The following is a 16,864-nucleotide window of genomic DNA, read 5'->3' on the forward strand; positions in this document are numbered from 1 at the left end:
TATTCCTCAGGCATCTATAAAATACTAAAAGAGCAAAATACCACAAAAGGAGAAGAAAATGAGGAACAAAGTTATGGCAGTTCTGCTGCTTGTTGGGGCAATTGCATTGGTTGGTTGCGATGGGAATGTTGATACCTCCATAAAATGGAAAGATATCGCCACCGAGTGGACAGACAGCAACCAAAGTCAACTGAGTTATGTTGATCAAAGTTCATCGATACATATTGATCTAGGATATTATGAGACACCATCTGATTCAAATAGTTGGGTGATGTGCTATTTCCCTTCTTTTGAATATGCCAATGATACGTTGACTGCATCCTATACATCACAGGCTACCGGAGAGAGTGAACAAGGGCCGTATCAAATCAGTATCAAGTTTTCTTACAGTAATGGAGTGCTCACCGCAGTTTGCTCCGGCAGCGGACCATTGGCTGGAAGAACATTTTCATTCGTACCAGCTTGATCGTGATATCAATTTACCATAATTCTTCCATCCCCATCCCTCCGATGGGGATAGAGCTTCTATGAAAAAATATCAAGCATACATCAACCGTATTTGAGGATTCGATGTGTTGTTTGAAGATTGGATTCAGGGAAATCTGGTTTTTGAGCAAATGTTGCCAAACATATCCAGAGTTTGTTACGAATTCTCTTCGCTTCCATGAAGAAGTTGTCACTCAGTTGTACTTGTCAAGAATGATGAATTCCTACCAAACTTGACGGTTTTTGTCCTTAGGCATATTCCTGTTTTTAGATTTTTCAATTCTATTTGGAGGAATACGCTTCATGAAACGGAACATTCGTTTGGTTGGATTACTGGTCGTGTTTCTGGTGGCCTTTTCGCCACTCTTTGCTGCCTACGAAGGGTTGTCGGTTGCAACCAGCTACCCCTCGTTGAACGTGAGCTCCACCGATATGATCACCTTCGATCTCAAGGTTAAGAGCTACAATTTGGCACCCCAGCGGGTGGATCTCTCCCTTTCAGGCCTTCCCAATGGTTGGGATTACCAATTTGTCGGCGGCGGTGGTCTGGTGAATGCAGTGTTCGCAGAACCCGAGAGCACAGCCAGCGTACAACTCTGGGTCATTCCCTCCAAGGTCAGCAAGGAAGCAACCTACAACTTCACCATCAATGCAAAAGGTGAAGATGGGGCCAGCTTCTCCCTTCCGTTGACCGTGACCATGGGAAAGCAGCTTCCCCAACGCTTGGCATTGAGCACCGAACTTCCGACGATTAAGGGCGATCCATCCTCCCCCTTCTCATTCCAAGTCACGTTGCGGAACAATAGTGCCAGCGATACCCTGATCGATCTCTATGCCGATGTACCGCAAGGCTTCTCCGCTTCCTTCAAGGAACAATACGGATCCAGCAATCTGAACACCCTTTCCTTGGGTGCCGGACTTTCCCGATCGATCCAGGTGACGGTAACTCCTCCCGAAGGAGTGTCCGAGGGCACTTACCCCATCACAGTACAAGCAAAATCCTCGGGTGCACAGGCATCGGTACCCGTTACCCTCGACGTCCAGGGGCAGGCCAAATTGTCCTTGTCCGGAAAGGATGGGTTGCTCAGCAGCAGTGCAGTTGCAGGAAAAGAGAAGGTGCTCGACCTTGAACTGAAGAACAGCGGCAGTGCAACAGCCAAGAAGGTGGAACTCTCGTCCTACACACCTTCGAACTGGACAGTTTCCTACAATCCGTCAGTCGTCGAGGAAATTCCGGCAGGCCAGACTGTGGTGGTCAAGGCTACAGTCAAGCCATCAACCGAAGCGTTGACTGGTGACTACAGCCTGACGCTGAAGGCAAACTCAGCCAATGCAGGCAATGTTTCCACGCAATACAGAATTACCGTCCAGACTTCTTCACTATGGGGGATCGTCTCCATCGTCATTATTGCTGCAGCAGCGGTGCTGTTGGTCTTTGCCGTCAAGAAATTCGGACGTAGATAACAGGAGGGAAAGGAATGGGCAACGATACGGTATTACACGTTTCCCACCTGACCAAGCAATACCGGAAGGGCGTGAAAGCAGTGGATGATATTTCATTCAGCCTGCAGGAAGGAGAAATCTTCGGATTGCTCGGACCAAACGGTTCGGGCAAGACGACCACGATCCTCATGCTCCTGGGCCTTTTGGAAAGCACCGAAGGGGAAGTATCCATTCTTGGATACAACCCTCTTCGTACACCCCTTGCGGTAAAGCGACAGGTCGGATATATGCCTGACACGATAGGATTCTACGAATACATGACTGCATTTGAGAATCTCGACTATACGGCACGATTTTTAGGATTGGACAGGGAAGAGCGGGAGAAACGGATCGTCGATGCATTGGCAAAAATGCGATTGACCGACCGGATGAATGACAAGGTCCGCACCTACTCCCATGGAATGAAACGGAGGCTCGGATTGGCGGAGTTGCTGGTGAAGCAACCCAGGATCGCCATTCTGGACGAACCGACCCAAGGGTTGGACCCCCAGAGCATCGCTGAATTCCTGTCCATGATCGCATCCCTGAGGAAGACCGAAGGAATGACGTTCCTGCTCTCCAGCCACCAATTGGATGAAGTGCAATCGGTCTGTGACCGGGTGGGATTGTTTTCCCGCGGGAAATTGATCAGCTTCGGTTCGGTCGATGAGCTTGCCCGAGAGCACTTTGGAAAGGATGTCTTGATCGCACTCCAGATCGAGGGTGATCAGGATTTATCAGAGGTATTGAAACGTCAGGACAAAGTTCTTGCCGTGGAGAAACGGGAAGAAGGTGGGTATCTGCTCACCTGTCGTGAGGATATCCGTTCAACTCTGGCCCAGCTGGTCATTGGTGGAGGAAACAACCTCTCGTCGTTGGAACTGAAGAAACATTCATTGAATGATATCTATCAGCTGGCATTCAAGGAGGCAAGCGATGACCAAGCGTGAGGGTTCTGCATTGACCGGCTTGAAGGTGGTATGGCTGAAAGAGATGCAGGATTATGCCGGGAATATCAGGATGGTAATCCTGATGGTCCTGATCATCCTCACTGCAGGAGCCAGCATGTATGTGGCAGCCCAGACCTTGCGTTCCTACGTAGGGGAAGACTCCTTCATGCTGCTGAACCTGTTTACAATCAGTCAGGGGCCTATTCCTTCGTTCCTCTCATTCATCTCCTTTTTGGTGCCGCTGACCGGAATTGCACTTGGTTTTGATGCCATCAACGCAGAGTATCAGAACCGGACGCTGGGAAGGATCCTCTCCCAACCGATCTACCGGGATGTCCTGCTTTTCGGAAAAGCCTTGGGCGCCTTGAGTGCCATGGCCATCGTACTGTTGGCTTTGTGGTTGCTGGTCATAGGGGGAGCCATGTTCTTCCTCGGTGTCCCGCCATCCGGTGAGCAGATAGCACGGGCATTGGCCTTTTACGTGGTGACGCTACTCTATGCGCTTTTGTGGTATATGATCGGAATGGCTTCCTCAATCATCTTCCGACAAAGCGCCGTCTCGGCTCTGGTTGCAATCGCCCTGTGGTTGTTCTTCATGATCTTCTGGCCGATGATCTCCCAGCTTCTGGCCATAGGTTTAGGAGGTGGTGACCAATACAGCACTGCGCAAATGGGCGTGGTACTGGGCAGGGTGTCCCCCTACCGGCTCTATATAGAGTCGGCCCTGGCGATCCTCAACCCATCCACCCGTTCCTTGGGAGTCGTACTCTTCTCCCAGTTGCAGGGAGCCATCATGGGAAGCCCCCTTCCCTTCGGCCAGAGCATGCTGCTCATCTGGCCCCATGTAACGGCGTTTTTCGCCACCATCATTCTTGTCTTTGCTTTGGCATACGTGCTTTTCCAACGAAAGGAAATTCGTATGTAGCGTATTCAGCAGGGCTCCCGAACGGGGCCCTGCTCTTGCTTTCTCCCCTCCATGGCATATACTGCAAATACACTAATATGTCTGGAGGTTGTATGCATTACATCTTTCCACTGACCCCTGGTTCCACCCTTTGAACTTCAGATTCTGGCCAAGGTACTGAAAGCCTACAGCATACGAAGTGGGAGTCGCAAGCTTTCAGAACCGATACTGAGCTCCTCCAAAGGAACCCTACCTTCCAACAACCAATGAATTCTCTGCCAACCATCTCTAGCACCAAGATATGGCACATTGCCATTTCGTCTGAATGTACGTTCCATGAAGAGGGATACAGGTATGAAGAAATTGATTGTGCTGGGCCTTGCCGCATTGGGCATGGCGATTTTACTCGGCGGGTGTACTGAATCCGTCACCTATACCTATGAAGACATGCTTGGGGAATGGGACTTCCCTGATGGATCACACATCAGTGTCATGCAAGCCGATGACGATCCAAGCGCCAAAAAACTTGACATTCATTGGACGGCAGACAACACCGAATATTTCGTCATGGCGGATGGGACCGCCAGCGGGGCAACCTTCACCGGGAAATTTGCCTACAGCGAAACTGATGTCACCGATCCGAACAATCAAATTTTGATCATCTATTACGGGGACGACCCTGATGAACCGCTGAAGGATGTGACCATCACGCTCTCGTTGGAAAACGGAAAACTCAAAGCCGTGTGCACCGGTGACCAGCCCATTGGTGGTGAAACGTTCACTCTCGGGACACTGTAAGCACCATCATCAAATCACCGTCCATTCCGTGAGAGAGGGAATTCTATGCGCAAAACCAACCGAGGATTATTACTTTTCATCTTCACCATAACCAGTGCTTTGTTCATGGGATGTTCTGATACACAGAGTACACTGCATGTCTGGTTTGGCAATACAGCATCCGATTATGCCATTACCGGATTGTATTTACAGACGGGTTCCGGCAGTTGGAGTACTTCCTATATTCCTGATGGAGAGGTATTGTCTTCCAGCCAGTATATGGAATTCGATGTAGAGCTTAAACCAGGAGAGCGTGTAACCTATTACCTTACCGTCAACGATGGGGCAACCGATGTGGCCCTCACCGATAATCCGCTTGACCAAGCATTGAGCATTCTGTACTGGTCCAGCAGCACACGGTATGTGGAAGTCACGGTGGAAAACCGTGACGGACAACCTGTAGTAGCAATGGAAGGCGGATATGATTATTCCCAACCTGAATTCGATTCCTATACAAAGGTAGGTTGGCAGTAGGAAAAAACAAACAGCCCCACCCTCTGCAGCCTGGCTATCACACTGCAGAAGGTGGGGAGTTGCGTTTACACTCTGTTATTAGCGAAGATCCTTCTTCATGGTATCATAACTTTCCTTGGTAAGCTCGCCCTTGGCATACCGCTCCTCAAGGATGTGCAAAGCCTCTGAACTTTGCGTCCGCTTTTTGGACGTCCGTACGATGGCGATGATCGAAAGGACCAAGGCTGCGACCAAGGCAAGACCGGCAAGGCCCATTACCCAAGGCATTCCACCAATAAAACCATACCCGAAGCACGGACCGGCAAGCCTGCCGGCTCCCCAATACATTGCATTATACATCACTGTTTCTCCTATTTCAGTTCCTTACTCATTGTAAGAAACTCGTCTCTGGTTATTTCTCCCATGGCATATCGCTTTTTGAGGATATCCATCGCTGAGGACTCTTTCTGATTCGTTGTTTCACTACGAGGGTTCTTCACCACGTAATAAATCACGAATGCAATCAATACAATAAATAGTAGCATCATCTTTGGCTCCCATACCTTTGTGCGGTATAAAACAAGTATCGGAATGCAGGTATATCTTGTCAAGATAAATAACTACCATGTCCATAGGATATCACCCATACTCCTCTGTTCTTCACACAATATGAAGTATTTCTCCATATTCCTCACAATCTGTTGATAAATCTTCAATTTCAATAAGGATAAGTAATAATTGAGCTTTTGATACTATTTTTCTCATGCACTGACTCGTTTATCCAGTATATCGCTCACCTTTGGTTCTCCAAAACCAAGCCAATCATCTTACCCCTTGCCACAGGAGATATTCGATTTGATCGTCATCTTCCCTCCCTGCGATAGAGGTAGAGTAGCCTCCCTCGTTCCTTTTCCCGCCTTTCATGGTTTTCCCACTTACTCGCTTCTTCCCGCAATCTGAGGAACTGAAGATACCGATCTTGTTCCAATTTCCCCTGTTGCAGTGCTTTCTGTACCGCACATCCTTTCTCCCCGGTATGAGAACAGTCTGAGAAATGGCATGATCGCGCAAGATCGGCAATGTCGGAGAACGAATCCTCCACTGCCTGCACGCCTCCATTCATTCCCACCACCCTGAGACCCGGCGTATCCAGCACCAGTGCCTCATTGGGCAAGAGATGCAATGCACGGCTGGTGGTCGTATGCCGGCCACGGCCATCCTGCGGTCGCACCATCGCTGTCTTTGCAACGGAATATCCCATCAAAGCATTCACCAGCGTCGACTTTCCCGCTCCACTGGCTCCCAGCAACATCGTGGTGGAACCGGGAACGAACCTATGCAACAACTGTTCTATGCCCGAAAGACTCAAGGAGTCGACCATGAATACCGGAAGATCGGCCAGTCGGGCCGATATCTGTGCTCGATAAAAAAGAGGATCCTCGAGCAAGTCGGTTTTCGTGAGGACAAGCATGCTCGGAATCGATTGTACCGCCAACAAAGCGACAAATCGTTCGATTCGGTGCATATTGAAATCGTGGTATGCATCCATGATGATCGCCGCTTGATCCACATTTGCAGCCACCACCTCGGCCGACCCTTCCACCGCACCTTGTTCGTGCAAGACAGGTCGGGAGAAGGTTGTGGTTCTCGGCAAGACTCCTGCAAGCAAGGCCCTTGTAGCCGAATAGGGAGAAATGGCACACCAATCCCCCACTACAGGAGAGGGCTGGACTCCCAAATCCTGAAGATTCGAAAACGTGCCGGAACGTTCCAAAAGAACCGTCCGGTCCCCTTGGAATGCCTGAAAATAATGATGAGCTTGCTGTATGATGCGTGCCGGTAAGAGACCCTGCTCTGCATAGGGGAGAAAATCGATGGTGTTGGTCTGTGTCCATCCATAGGGCAACAAAGTTTCATATGATGTCTTTTGATTCATAGTGTACCGTCCGGTTATTGGTCATTGAACATACCAAACAGCCTACCGCTGTTTGGGTAGGTTGAACCCGGGACGGGTGTTGCCGAGACTAGGGAAAAAAGGAATCCTGGAAGCCTGGCCCGACACCGTTACCGGGTTTGGGCGACCGAATCCAGATGATACTGTACCATCCACACTCCATAGAATTGAGAATACAAGAGCACTATACTCCCGCCGGATCTTGCCGTCAAGCACCGCTCAGGGGTTATGACCGGCAAAAATATATAGTATCCACTTTTTTGTTTTTTATGGATAATTTATCCTTGACCTTTGCGCCGACCCATTGAATACTGGAAAAAAGGAAGAAAAGTGGGTACCTGTGTGCCCATGACAAGGAGGAAAGCATGAAAAAAGGTATCGTGTTCTTGCTCGCACTCATCTGTCTGCTGCCGATATTCGGAGCCGGCACCAAGGAAAGTGCACCCAGTGACATGATCGAACTACGGTTCTTGGGAATGGCGCAGGCAGCGTATTCCGAACAGAACGTCAATGACATGACGGCGGACTTCATGAAAGCCCATCCGAACATCAAGGTCTCTACAGAGTTCGTTCCTTATGAAGAGTTGAGAAACAAGACATTGTTGGCCTATAGTTCCAACAATTCCTATGATGCGGTGCTGGTTGATGACATCTGGTTCACCGAATACGACAGCAAAGGAATGCTTACCGATATTACCGCCGACATCCCGAAGAACTATCGCGACGGTGTATTGACCGGCGGCTGGAACTTCACAACCAAACATGGCAAGGTAGTGGGTCTTCCCTGGTTCCTCGACACCATGTACCTGTTCTACAACAAGTCGATGCTGCAAAAGGCCGGGTTCTCCAATCCTCCCAAGAGCATTGAGGAAATGATGGACATGGGTCGTGCCTTGAAAGCCAAGGGCATTGTGGAATACCCGTTCGTATTCAGTCTTGCCCAAGCCGAGGCCCTGATCTGCGTCTATTCGAATTTCCTTGAGGCCTACGGTGGTTCCTTCCAGGATGCACAAGGCAATTACATTCTGGACAAGACCGGAGTCAAGGCGCTCGATCTGCTTGTTTCCCTGAAGAAGGAAGGACTGCTCAACCCCAACTCCCTCGAATTCCTCGAGGAAGATGTACGGCGGGTGTTCTCGACCGGTGATGCGGCATTCACCCTCAACTGGGGGTATATGTACGCCTTGGCCAGCGACCCTGCCGAGAGCAAACTCAGCAAAGCGGACGTCGGGGTCATGGTGCTTCCCGGGGCAAAGGGCGTAAAGGATTCGGCGGCAATGAGCGGTTCGATGGGACTCTCCGTGCTTACCAAGTCCAAGCATCCGGCAGAAGCGCTGCAATATATTCTCTACCTCTCCAGCAAGGAAGTACAGGATACCTATTCGAATCTTCAGCTTCCCGTATGGAGTGCCAGCTATGATGATCCGAAGGTCAGAGCAGGACGCGAGGACTTGGCCGATGCAGCAAAGAAAGCCTTCTCCATCATGAACGTTCGTCCGAGTGTCCCGAATTACCAAGAGGTCAGTGCGGTCTTCCAGCAGTACATCCAGAACGCACTGTATGGAGAGAAAACACCTCAGCAGGCGCTTACGGAAGCAGTACAGAAGGTCAAGGAGATGAAGTAATGGCTATGCGGGGAACACGACGGTATTCCCTGTTGCTTGCTCCCATGATCGTGGTCATGGGGGCAGTCATCGGGTGGCCTTTGATCCAAACATTTGTCCTCAGTTTCACTGATTCAAAACTCATGGATATTTCCAGAGGTGCGTTCGTGGGATTTGAGAACTTCAAGGACGGCTTGACCAATCAGGGATATCTGGCTGCCTTGAAGGTCTCTGCCATGTTCGCCTTGGTGGTCGTGTCCTCGGAAATGATCCTCGGCACCTCGGTGGCGTTGCTGCTCAATGAACCCTTCAAGGGAAGAAATCTCGTCAGGGCTCTCTTGATTCTCCCCTGGGCGGTTCCCACGACCGTGAACGCGATCATGTGGAGACTGATCTACAACCCCGAATACGGAGCCCTCAATTCCCTGCTTTCCCAACTTGGTTTCATCGAGAATTACATCAGCTGGCTCGGGAGTGCAGACAAAGCACTCTGGTCGGTCATGTTCGCCGACGTGTGGAAGAATTTTTCCTTGGTCGGTATGATCGCGCTGGCTTCCCTGCAGACATTGCCGGACAGCCAGATCGAAGCGGCCAAGATCGATGGGGCGGGAGCGTGGCAACGCTTCCGCTACATCACCCTACCCCATCTCATCCCGTCATTGCAGGTTGCCTTGGTGCTGCGTATCATCGAAGCGGTGAAAGTCTTCGATATCATCTACATCATGACCAAGGGAGGTCCTGCAAACAAAACCCGTTCAGCCAGTATCTTCGTATATCAGGAAGCATTCACCAATTCCCGGATGGGTTCAGGGGCCGCATATGCCATCATCATGGTCAGTTTGATCATGATCCTGATCCTTTTCTACCTCCGCTTTCTATCCCGAAGGGAGGCCTAGGATGGCAAGACGAAAACCAATCCATTCCATTCTCTTGTATACGGTCGTCATCTGCTTGGTTGTCTACCTGCTTGCTCCCTTCATCTGGCTGATCATCATGTCATTCAGTACATCCAGTGACCTTACCCAGAAACCATTGCACTGGATTCCTTCGAAGATCGATATCTCCAGTTACCAAGAACTCATGACCATGGGGATCAACAGCAGAGGCGAGTTGTTCGTCAATGCGTTGCGCAACAGCGTCACCACCGCTTTCTCTGCGGTGCTGCTCTCCTTAATCGTCACCATTCCCGCATCCTGGGTGCTTTCCCGCTATCCGGGAAAAAAAAGCCTCATCCTGATGGCAGCCATTTTCTCGTTCATGCTGCCCCCGGTTGCGTATGCGCTTCCTTTGTATCGCATGCTCACCCGCCTTGGTTGGTTGGACAATTCATTCTCGCTTGCCTTGGTCTACTGCACCATCGTACTTCCTTTCTGTGTATGGTTGATCAAGGAGAATATCGATGCCATTCCCTACGAGCTGGAAGAGTCGGCGATCATAGACGGGGCGGGCATCACCAAACGCATTACGCTGGTCGTGCTTCCCTTGTTGCTACCCGCTTTGGGTACCGTAGCCTTGCTAGCGCTCATCATGGCTTGGGATGAATACTTCTATGCATTGCTGTTCACCAGCAGCAAGGAAGCGATCACGCTTCCGGTGGTCATCGCCAATCTGGCCTCGGGGAGGCAGTCGAATTACAACCTGATCGCTGCCGGTGGGGTAATCGCATCCACTCCCCCGGTTTTAATCGGTGTCCTGTTTCAACGTGCCTTGATCAGAGGGCTTGTCCAAGGCGGGGTGAAGGAATGAAGGTTTCCATAGGACTCGATATCGGGGGCACCTCGGTCAAGGTTCTTGCACTTGGCCAAGACAAGACAGTGGTAGCTCAAACTTCCTTCAGTACATCCTCCAGGGATGGCTCCAAGGCATGTATCGCTTCGTGTCGTGCCAAGATCCAAGAAATCTGTCATCAACACGAGGCCCAGATGGTTGCGATCGGGGTTGGTTGCACCGGCCCCATCGATTATCGCAGCGGCATCATACAAAACCCCTATACACTTCCCGGTCTGGAGGGACACAGCATCAAGGAATTGCTGCAACAGGAATTTGGTGTACCGGTAGTCGTAGACAACGATGCCAATGCAGCACATCTTGGTGAGGTATTCCTTCATACGGATGCACCTCAGAATACGATGATGCTCACTTTCGGAACGGGAGTCGGGGTATCAATCCGAATCGATGGTCAATTGTTCCGGATTCCCGGCGGCATTCATCCGGAAATCGGGCATATTCCTACCAGTATTTTCGATGAAAACCAATGCTACTGCGGCAGGCACAACTGTATGGAGCATATTTTATCGGGAAGCGGCATCAACCGTCGTGCGTTCCACGTTGCCGGGTTGAAGCCGGAAGAACTGATGCTGCAAACCAGTACACTTGGATCACAATTCAGGCAGGAGTTGGTGACTGCCCTCTATGAATCGGTGAGTGCGCTCACCATCATCTTCCATCCTCAAACGGTGTATATCGGTGGGGGGATGCAGGAGTTCTTTGCAGAATATTTGTTGCAACCGACCCAGGAACGCTTGGATGCGTTGCAACCGACGTATGGAAGAACAACGTTACAGCGGTGTATTGCAGGAAAAAAGGCAGGAAGTCTGGGCGCAGCCCTGATGGCTCTGTACGAATAGGGAGAATGCTATGAGAACGATGATCGAAACGTGTGCCGCACTGTTGGGTGACAAGAGTGGTGTGGAGGCGATTCTCTTGGAGATGGATCGGCAGATCGCCGATGCCAAGGAGAGCATCGAGACTACGAAAGTAGGAGTCAGAGAATTGGCGAAGGCGATCAAAGCCCATCAGAGCTTGTTGCTGCTCGGGATGGGGGCATCCCATTTTGCCAATGAGCTGTTCGCCTTGCAGCTCAGAAAGCTGGGTGTCCAAGCGCTGGCCGTGAGCGCTTCTGAGTTCCTCTATGATCCGCTTCCCACGTGGAAAGGCCCGGTATTGCTCACCAGCCAATCGGGAGAGTCCGTGGAGACGGTGCGTTGTCTTCCCTTGCTGGAAGGACTCCAGCTCTTCGGCATCACGCTGAATGAGGAGAGTACCATAGGAAGGAAGACCGAGGCGCTCGTAGCCCATGGTGGTGCGGAAAAAGCGTTCGCGGGAACCCGCAGCGTTACGTTGACCATCACCATCATGGCTAGTGTATGTGTCGTGCTCGGACTTGAATCCAAGCGCACCTTGGAACAGGCGCTTGAAGCTGGTCCAGAATCACAGGAGACGTTGCTTCAGGCATTGGGAATTCTTAGCCAGGCGTATCAGGTGATTGCCACCGGAAGAAGTCTGTTCAATCCATTGGCCCAATTGTTTGCACTTGGATGTGAGGAGCTGAGCAGGCGGTCGGTGCTGTGTCTGGAAACGGGCCAGCTGCGTCATGGTCCGATGGAAATACTGGGCCCGGACTCCGCTTTGGTAGTCTTCCGACAAGACGGGACGCTTGGGCAACTTGCAAGTAGTTTTGAGGATCTGCAGAAAAAAGCAGGGTTCAAGCTCGTGGTGTTTGACGCATCTTCACATCAGGCACTCGAGGGTTCTCTGACTGTCAGGTTCCCCAGTGGGGATGACATCTTTACGGTGGTGGGAATGATGACCGCATTCCAAAGCCTGATGATTGCCTTTGCGTGTACGAAGAATCCACAGACAGGACTGCCGAGATATGGCAGCAAGGTAACCATCACCGAATGACCTGAATGGAGAAAGCAGCTATACTGAAGCCATGTTGTTAACCGATATTATTGAAAGCCAAAGTAACCAATTCAGTGCAACGGAACGAAAGCTTGTTGCATACATTCGTGCAAATCCCAATATCATTTTCAAGACGATTACCGAGGTAATCGAGGAAAGTGGTGTTGGGTACGGCTCAATCATCCGATTCTGCAAGAAAATAGGGTGTGAGGGGTTCCAGGATTTCAAGATCAGGCTTGCTACGGAGAATACCGGCGACCAGGAGAATGCGGAGAAAGAAGAAGATTCTCTGCTGGGTAAATACCGGAAGATGGTGTTCAAGCAATTGGATGTGACACTCCGTAATACGGAGGATAAGAATATTGTCGAAGTTGCCGAGACAATCGTGAAGGCACGCAAGATCATTATCCTTGGATTCGGCGGATCCTTCCCTATGGCTGAGGAATTTGCGTATCGATTGATCAGAATGGGTTTTGACAATGTATCACTGGATGCCGACAACCACATGCAGTCATACCGTGTCTCCCTGCTCAACAAGGAAGATGCAGTGTTCGTATTTTCCTTCTCAGGCACAACGAAGGAAATTCTGGATACGGTCACGGTGGCAAAAAAGATGCAAGCGAAGATTATTTCATTCACCAATCATGTGAAATCGCCTTTGGTGAAGCTATCCGATCTTTGTTTGATCACTGCAATCAGGATTCCTGCTCTTGAGGCTGAATTGGGTACCAGGCTTCCGTTCTACTTCTTGATCGAGGTTCTGACCAATTACCTCTATGATACATACCAGGAAGTGCGGGATGCTCTGAAGATAACCTACGATTCGGTGGCGAAGAAACAGATGTAGGAGAACATGATAGGTAGAGTAAGAGAAGAGAAGCAGGCAGTGAAGGCTGCCTGTTTCTCTTTCTAAACCATACAAGATGAGGAAAGAAAAGGGAAAATAGTGATAGAAGCATGATAGTAAAAAAGTGACCCATCAACGATGGGCCACTTTTTACTTTCAGCCAATTGTTAGAAAGAAATCTTTACGGTCGGCTTGAGAGCAAGAGTCTTGTTGGAAGTAGTATAAGCAGCATCAAGAGCATACTTTACGCCACCCATGGTGTAGTTAGCACCAGCACCAATTTCAGTGGTCATAGCAACCTGCTTGGTGATGTCACCGAGAACAACGTAAGCAGAGAGACCGACCTTCTCGATACCAGAGTAGGAAGCACTGACCTTCAAGTCATTGACCTTGCCAACGATTCTGTATTCAGCCCAAGCAGACACCTTGTCATAGGAACCATTTACTTCAACATACAGCTTGTTGGTTTCCGGGGTGAACAGGAATACATCATAGGCAGAAGCAACGAGACCGAAATCAAGACCAGCAAGAGCTGCTACGTCAACGGTGACGGAACCAGCAACAGAACCCTTGGCGGAAGCAGCATCAATGTTCGTGTAAGCAACAGCAGCTTTTACCCCATCAACAGGAGCGGCCTTTGCAGAAAGAACAATCGCTTTGTTAGCAGTGTCAAAAGCAGCAATATCAGCACCAGCGTAGACAGAGAACAAACTTCCCTTATCCAACTGAACACCGAAAGCAGAGCTATCAGCCTCACCACTCTTCATAGAAAGAGAAGAAAGGTCATCTCTGGAGTTGCTGTATACGCTCAGACCACCCAAGGAAGTCTTGTTACCAATGGTAGCGGTAACAGCCATGTCACCAAGATCCACGCCTTCAGCAGCAAGAGCTTTATCAAGATAGATAGTAGCAGTTGCTTTGTTCAACTGATTGTCACCATCGAAACTGATAGGAGTACCAGATGCAACCATGTCATCAAAAGAAATCTTCCAGAAATCACCGGTCAAAGCCAAGTTGTTCAGGGAAACCTGCGGGGCACCGTTGGTGGTCACACTATTTGCACCACTGGCAAGACTCAGAGTATAGCCAGTTTTAAAATAGCCAGACAACTCGATAGGAGCTGCAACCAACGTAGCTGCAACCATGAGAACCAGCGCCAGAGTCAATACAAACTTTTTCTTCATGACGTAAATCTCCATTTTTTTGCGTGAGAGTTTATTTGTAACATCAGTATGCTGATGCACTTTGTGAGTAGAATGGATAAATATTGTGTGAACGATGGATTAGTGTGATGGAAGTATGTGTTAATTTGGAATTGTGTGAGGAAATTTTGTTTATATGTGTGGTTTGTGTGCACAAAACTTATTTGTGGAGATGAGGAGAAGGTTACAAAGACAATATCCTTTGGTTTGTCAACATCATTGCCGTACATAACCGATTTTAGTATCATATAAGTATGATATACCTTTTTGCCTCTGATATACACGGAAGTGCATACGCGATGCATACGCTTCTGGATATCTATACACAATCCAAAGCCACCAAGCTTATCCTACTTGGGGACTTGCTTTACCACGGGCCCAGAAATGACCTTCCTCATGAGTATAACCCAAAAGAAACGTATAGGCTACAAAATCTTGTGAAAGATTCGCTAATTTGTGTGAAAGGGAATTGCGATACGGAAGTCGACCAAATGGTGCTCGAATTCCCGATGCTTTCCGACAGTGCGGTGATGTATCTCGAACAGCTTGGAGGAAGCATGATCTACCTGCACCACGGCCATAAGGAATTGCCGCCCCTGCAGAAAGGCACCATCGTGGTCAGCGGCCACACCCACATCCCCGTTGCAGAAGAAAGGGACGGATTGGTCTTCATCAATCCAGGCTCGGTCGCCATACCCAAAGGCGGATACCCTCCCACCTACTGTCTTCTGGAAGAAAGGACTTTCACCATCAAGGACTTTGACGGCAATGTGGTGAAGAGCCTTACCATCTAAGGCTCACCACCACCTTCTGATCCTGTTGCTCGATTGTAGCCGAGCCGTGGTGCAGGCGCATCACTTGGCTGACGATCGGAAGGCCCAGACCGCTGCCCGGGGTACTGCGGCTGTCATCACCTCGCGTCCAAGGCTCAAAGAAGTCGACCCCTTCCGCCAATTTCCCCGCATTGGAGAACGTCATTGCATTCTCTTCTATCGCCCACCCCACCGAATCGTCACTTGCCGCCAGCGCGTTGGCCAGCAAAGCCCTGGAGGCCTGTACCATCAACTTCGGGTCGGCCGTTACATTCGCCTTGTCTGCATCCACGTAGATCCGCTCTCGTTCTTCCCGTGTGAAATGGGAAAGTACCTCTTCCAGGAAGGAAGCAATGTCGAGCTGCCTGGTCTGCGCCTTTGCCTCGGGACTCTGCAGGTTTGCATACAGCACCACCATGGCAATCCGCTCACTCAGGCTGTCATTCTCCCTCTTCAGGCTTGCAAGGGTCTTTTCCTGCAACGGGAATACACCGTCGACCATTCCATCGATGAGCAGTTTCATAGAAGCTACCGGCGTATTCAAGTCATGGCTGATGCTCCGAAGCCAAGCCTGCCTGCTCTTCTTATTCTGCAGCAGGTTTGCATCCAGCATCTCAATTGATGCGTTGATCACCTTCTGCTCATCGATCTTTGTCTGCGGCAGCTGTACGCCGTTCTCCCCCTTGCTCAAATAGGAAAGTGCATCCTGGATGGCCTGGGTATACCGCTGGTTCTTCCGAGAAATGGAAGCAGCCATAAACAATGCGATGATGAACGCAAAGGGGATGGAATAGAGGAAGGGGTAAAGCAAGCCGCGGAAAAGCCGGCCTGTATCCTTATACGTGAAAGGAGTAAAGGTAAGCACATCAACCAATGCCACCACCTCATTGTTGTCCTTCACCACGAGGCTGCCGGCGATGTCGTTGGCCTTCACCTGTGGCGGCAACAATATGGTCTGCTTCTGCCGGTCGGACTGCTTGGTCACCATGACCGAGGAAACTCCGCTGGTATGGATGATATTCACCACATACACATCGCTTTGCATCTCGCGCGATGAAAAACCCTGGTCATCGACCACTTCCTGGGTGACCGTCAGGGTGTTCTGGGCGGTTTCCATCATCATCCGAGCGGGATCCATCGTATGGTTGCGGGGCAATGGAAGCGCATAGCCTCCGCTGGTCTTGCCGTAGGCAACCACCACCGTACCGTCGGGATTACGTACATACAACCCGCTTACCCGGTCATCCGCCGAGGCAAGCAGCACCTGCTCCAAGGCAAACAAGGAGTAATTGGCATTACCGACTCCTTGTTTCAGATTTTCCGTCAAAGATGTTAGATATTCCTCAAAAACCGACTGTGTCCAGGCAACACGTTGGTTGTGGATGCTCAGGGCGAACACCGCCCCCTGGATGCCAAGCACCACAGCCACCACCAATACGAATCCCAGGAAGAGTCGGACGAATTGCTTTCTCATACCTCTGCTCTGTCTTTCTCATGACCCATGAACCGATACCCATAACCGCGCACCGTCTCTATCCAGGAGCCGTCGCCCAGTTTGGACCGGATATTCTTTATATGGGTGTCGACCACCCGCTCATATGATTCTACGTTGTAGTCGAAACACTCTTCCAAAATCTGTGAACGCGAAA

At 50.2% G+C, this 16,864-nt stretch carries 19 protein-coding genes; 13 read left to right on the forward strand and 6 right to left on the reverse strand.

The window, feature by feature from the left end; translation table 11 throughout:
* Positions 1–73: 73 nt before the first annotated feature.
* The 6 genes from AB7C91_RS12925 to AB7C91_RS12950 all read left to right on the forward strand — a co-directional run bounded on the left by AB7C91_RS12925 (position 74) and on the right by AB7C91_RS12950 (position 5,133).
* Complete coding sequence (locus AB7C91_RS12925) at positions 74–466, forward strand: hypothetical protein (protein WP_428592087.1); 393 nt, start codon at positions 74–76, stop codon at positions 464–466.
* A gap of 323 nt (positions 467–789) precedes the next feature.
* Positions 790–1,950, forward strand: a complete 1,161-nt coding sequence (locus AB7C91_RS12930) for an NEW3 domain-containing protein (protein ID WP_428592090.1) — start codon at positions 790–792, stop codon at positions 1,948–1,950.
* Between the two features lie 14 nt (positions 1,951–1,964).
* Complete coding sequence (locus AB7C91_RS12935; RefSeq protein ID WP_428592093.1) at positions 1,965–2,918, forward strand: ABC transporter ATP-binding protein; 954 nt, start codon at positions 1,965–1,967, stop codon at positions 2,916–2,918.
* Positions 2,905–3,843, forward strand: coding sequence for an ABC transporter permease (locus AB7C91_RS12940; RefSeq protein WP_332446741.1), 939 nt, complete (start codon positions 2,905–2,907; stop codon positions 3,841–3,843). Before AB7C91_RS12935 ends, AB7C91_RS12940 begins: the two co-directional genes overlap by 14 nt.
* A gap of 333 nt (positions 3,844–4,176) precedes the next feature.
* Complete coding sequence (locus AB7C91_RS12945; protein ID WP_332446740.1) at positions 4,177–4,620, forward strand: hypothetical protein; 444 nt, start codon at positions 4,177–4,179, stop codon at positions 4,618–4,620.
* 45 nt (positions 4,621–4,665) lie between these two features.
* Positions 4,666–5,133: a hypothetical protein gene (locus AB7C91_RS12950; RefSeq protein ID WP_428592097.1), complete on the forward strand. Its 468-nt coding sequence runs from the start codon at positions 4,666–4,668 to the stop codon at positions 5,131–5,133.
* A 78-nt stretch (positions 5,134–5,211) separates the two neighbouring features.
* Here the strand turns inward: AB7C91_RS12950 and AB7C91_RS12955 are convergent, their stop codons facing one another.
* The 3 genes from AB7C91_RS12955 to rsgA form a co-directional block, all read right to left on the reverse strand.
* Positions 5,212–5,472: an SHOCT domain-containing protein gene (locus AB7C91_RS12955; RefSeq protein ID WP_332446738.1), complete on the reverse strand. Its 261-nt coding sequence runs from the start codon at positions 5,470–5,472 to the stop codon at positions 5,212–5,214.
* An 11-nt stretch (positions 5,473–5,483) separates the two neighbouring features.
* Positions 5,484–5,660 (reverse strand): SHOCT domain-containing protein, encoded by a 177-nt coding sequence (locus AB7C91_RS12960; RefSeq protein ID WP_332446737.1) that lies wholly within the window; start codon positions 5,658–5,660, stop codon positions 5,484–5,486.
* 314 nt (positions 5,661–5,974) lie between these two features.
* Positions 5,975–7,048 (reverse strand): ribosome small subunit-dependent GTPase A, encoded by a 1,074-nt coding sequence (gene rsgA, locus AB7C91_RS12965; RefSeq protein ID WP_428592102.1) that lies wholly within the window; start codon positions 7,046–7,048, stop codon positions 5,975–5,977.
* Positions 7,049–7,431: 383 nt separating this feature from the next.
* On the opposite strand from rsgA, the gene AB7C91_RS12970 reads away from it, so the two are divergent.
* Genes AB7C91_RS12970 through AB7C91_RS12995 form a run of 6 tightly spaced genes read left to right on the forward strand, consistent with a single transcriptional unit; the run spans position 7,432 to position 13,201 of the window.
* Complete coding sequence (locus AB7C91_RS12970) at positions 7,432–8,691, forward strand: extracellular solute-binding protein (protein ID WP_428592105.1); 1,260 nt, start codon at positions 7,432–7,434, stop codon at positions 8,689–8,691.
* The gene (locus AB7C91_RS12975; protein ID WP_332446734.1) at positions 8,691–9,566 is read left to right on the forward strand and encodes a sugar ABC transporter permease; all 876 of its coding nucleotides are present in this window, start codon (positions 8,691–8,693) and stop codon (positions 9,564–9,566) included. The genes AB7C91_RS12970 and AB7C91_RS12975 overlap by 1 nt, the downstream gene beginning before the upstream one ends.
* Before the next feature lies 1 nt (position 9,567).
* Entirely contained in the window at positions 9,568–10,416 is an 849-nt protein-coding gene (locus tag AB7C91_RS12980) for a carbohydrate ABC transporter permease (RefSeq protein ID WP_332446733.1), read from the forward strand.
* Positions 10,413–11,297 carry an ROK family protein gene (locus AB7C91_RS12985; protein ID WP_428592109.1) on the forward strand — a complete coding sequence of 295 codons (885 nt, stop codon included), beginning with the start codon at positions 10,413–10,415 and terminating at the stop codon, positions 11,295–11,297. Before AB7C91_RS12980 ends, AB7C91_RS12985 begins: the two co-directional genes overlap by 4 nt.
* 10 nt (positions 11,298–11,307) lie before the next feature.
* Entirely contained in the window at positions 11,308–12,354 is a 1,047-nt protein-coding gene (locus AB7C91_RS12990; RefSeq protein WP_428592112.1) for an SIS domain-containing protein, read from the forward strand.
* A gap of 31 nt (positions 12,355–12,385) precedes the next feature.
* The gene (locus tag AB7C91_RS12995; protein WP_428592115.1) at positions 12,386–13,201 is read left to right on the forward strand and encodes a MurR/RpiR family transcriptional regulator; all 816 of its coding nucleotides are present in this window, start codon (positions 12,386–12,388) and stop codon (positions 13,199–13,201) included.
* 167 nt (positions 13,202–13,368) lie between these two features.
* Here the strand turns inward: AB7C91_RS12995 and AB7C91_RS13000 are convergent, their stop codons facing one another.
* Positions 13,369–14,385: a hypothetical protein gene (locus AB7C91_RS13000; RefSeq protein ID WP_428592118.1), complete on the reverse strand. Its 1,017-nt coding sequence runs from the start codon at positions 14,383–14,385 to the stop codon at positions 13,369–13,371.
* Positions 14,386–14,657: 272 nt separating this feature from the next.
* On the opposite strand from AB7C91_RS13000, the gene yfcE reads away from it, so the two are divergent.
* Positions 14,658–15,197, forward strand: a complete 540-nt coding sequence (gene yfcE, locus AB7C91_RS13005) for a phosphodiesterase (RefSeq protein ID WP_428592121.1) — start codon at positions 14,658–14,660, stop codon at positions 15,195–15,197.
* Here the strand turns inward: yfcE and AB7C91_RS13010 are convergent.
* Positions 15,187–16,689 carry a sensor histidine kinase gene (locus AB7C91_RS13010; RefSeq protein WP_428592124.1) on the reverse strand — a complete coding sequence of 501 codons (1,503 nt, stop codon included), beginning with the start codon at positions 16,687–16,689 and terminating at the stop codon, positions 15,187–15,189. The genes yfcE and AB7C91_RS13010 overlap by 11 nt on opposite strands.
* Positions 16,686–16,864, reverse strand: a 179-nt coding sequence (locus tag AB7C91_RS13015) for a winged helix-turn-helix domain-containing protein (protein ID WP_428592127.1), incomplete at its 5' end; no start/stop codon positions are given. The genes AB7C91_RS13010 and AB7C91_RS13015, both read right to left, overlap by 4 nt.

It is taken from the genome of Sphaerochaeta sp., assembly GCF_050256055.1.
Taxonomy (GTDB): Bacteria; Spirochaetota; Spirochaetia; order Sphaerochaetales; family Sphaerochaetaceae; genus Sphaerochaeta.

Coding starts and splice junctions, on each gene's coding strand:
- yfcE (WP_428592121.1), top strand. CDS start 14,658: ATGATATACCTTTTTGCCTCTGATATACACGGAAGTGCATACGCGATG.
- AB7C91_RS12995 (WP_428592115.1), top strand. CDS start 12,386: ATGTTGTTAACCGATATTATTGAAAGCCAAAGTAACCAATTCAGTGCA.
- AB7C91_RS12980 (WP_332446733.1), top strand. CDS start 9,568: ATGGCAAGACGAAAACCAATCCATTCCATTCTCTTGTATACGGTCGTC.
- AB7C91_RS13000 (WP_428592118.1), bottom strand. CDS start 14,385: ATGAAGAAAAAGTTTGTATTGACTCTGGCGCTGGTTCTCATGGTTGCA.
- AB7C91_RS12925 (WP_428592087.1), top strand. CDS start 74: ATGGCAGTTCTGCTGCTTGTTGGGGCAATTGCATTGGTTGGTTGCGAT.
- AB7C91_RS12930 (WP_428592090.1), top strand. CDS start 790: ATGAAACGGAACATTCGTTTGGTTGGATTACTGGTCGTGTTTCTGGTG.
- AB7C91_RS12945 (WP_332446740.1), top strand. CDS start 4,177: ATGAAGAAATTGATTGTGCTGGGCCTTGCCGCATTGGGCATGGCGATT.
- rsgA (WP_428592102.1), bottom strand. CDS start 7,048: ATGAATCAAAAGACATCATATGAAACTTTGTTGCCCTATGGATGGACA.
- AB7C91_RS12985 (WP_428592109.1), top strand. CDS start 10,413: ATGAAGGTTTCCATAGGACTCGATATCGGGGGCACCTCGGTCAAGGTT.
- AB7C91_RS12970 (WP_428592105.1), top strand. CDS start 7,432: ATGAAAAAAGGTATCGTGTTCTTGCTCGCACTCATCTGTCTGCTGCCG.
- AB7C91_RS13010 (WP_428592124.1), bottom strand. CDS start 16,689: ATGAGAAAGCAATTCGTCCGACTCTTCCTGGGATTCGTATTGGTGGTG.
- AB7C91_RS12975 (WP_332446734.1), top strand. CDS start 8,691: ATGGCTATGCGGGGAACACGACGGTATTCCCTGTTGCTTGCTCCCATG.
- AB7C91_RS12990 (WP_428592112.1), top strand. CDS start 11,308: ATGAGAACGATGATCGAAACGTGTGCCGCACTGTTGGGTGACAAGAGT.
- AB7C91_RS12955 (WP_332446738.1), bottom strand. CDS start 5,472: ATGTATAATGCAATGTATTGGGGAGCCGGCAGGCTTGCCGGTCCGTGC.
- AB7C91_RS12960 (WP_332446737.1), bottom strand. CDS start 5,660: ATGATGCTACTATTTATTGTATTGATTGCATTCGTGATTTATTACGTG.
- AB7C91_RS12940 (WP_332446741.1), top strand. CDS start 2,905: ATGACCAAGCGTGAGGGTTCTGCATTGACCGGCTTGAAGGTGGTATGG.
- AB7C91_RS12950 (WP_428592097.1), top strand. CDS start 4,666: ATGCGCAAAACCAACCGAGGATTATTACTTTTCATCTTCACCATAACC.
- AB7C91_RS12935 (WP_428592093.1), top strand. CDS start 1,965: ATGGGCAACGATACGGTATTACACGTTTCCCACCTGACCAAGCAATAC.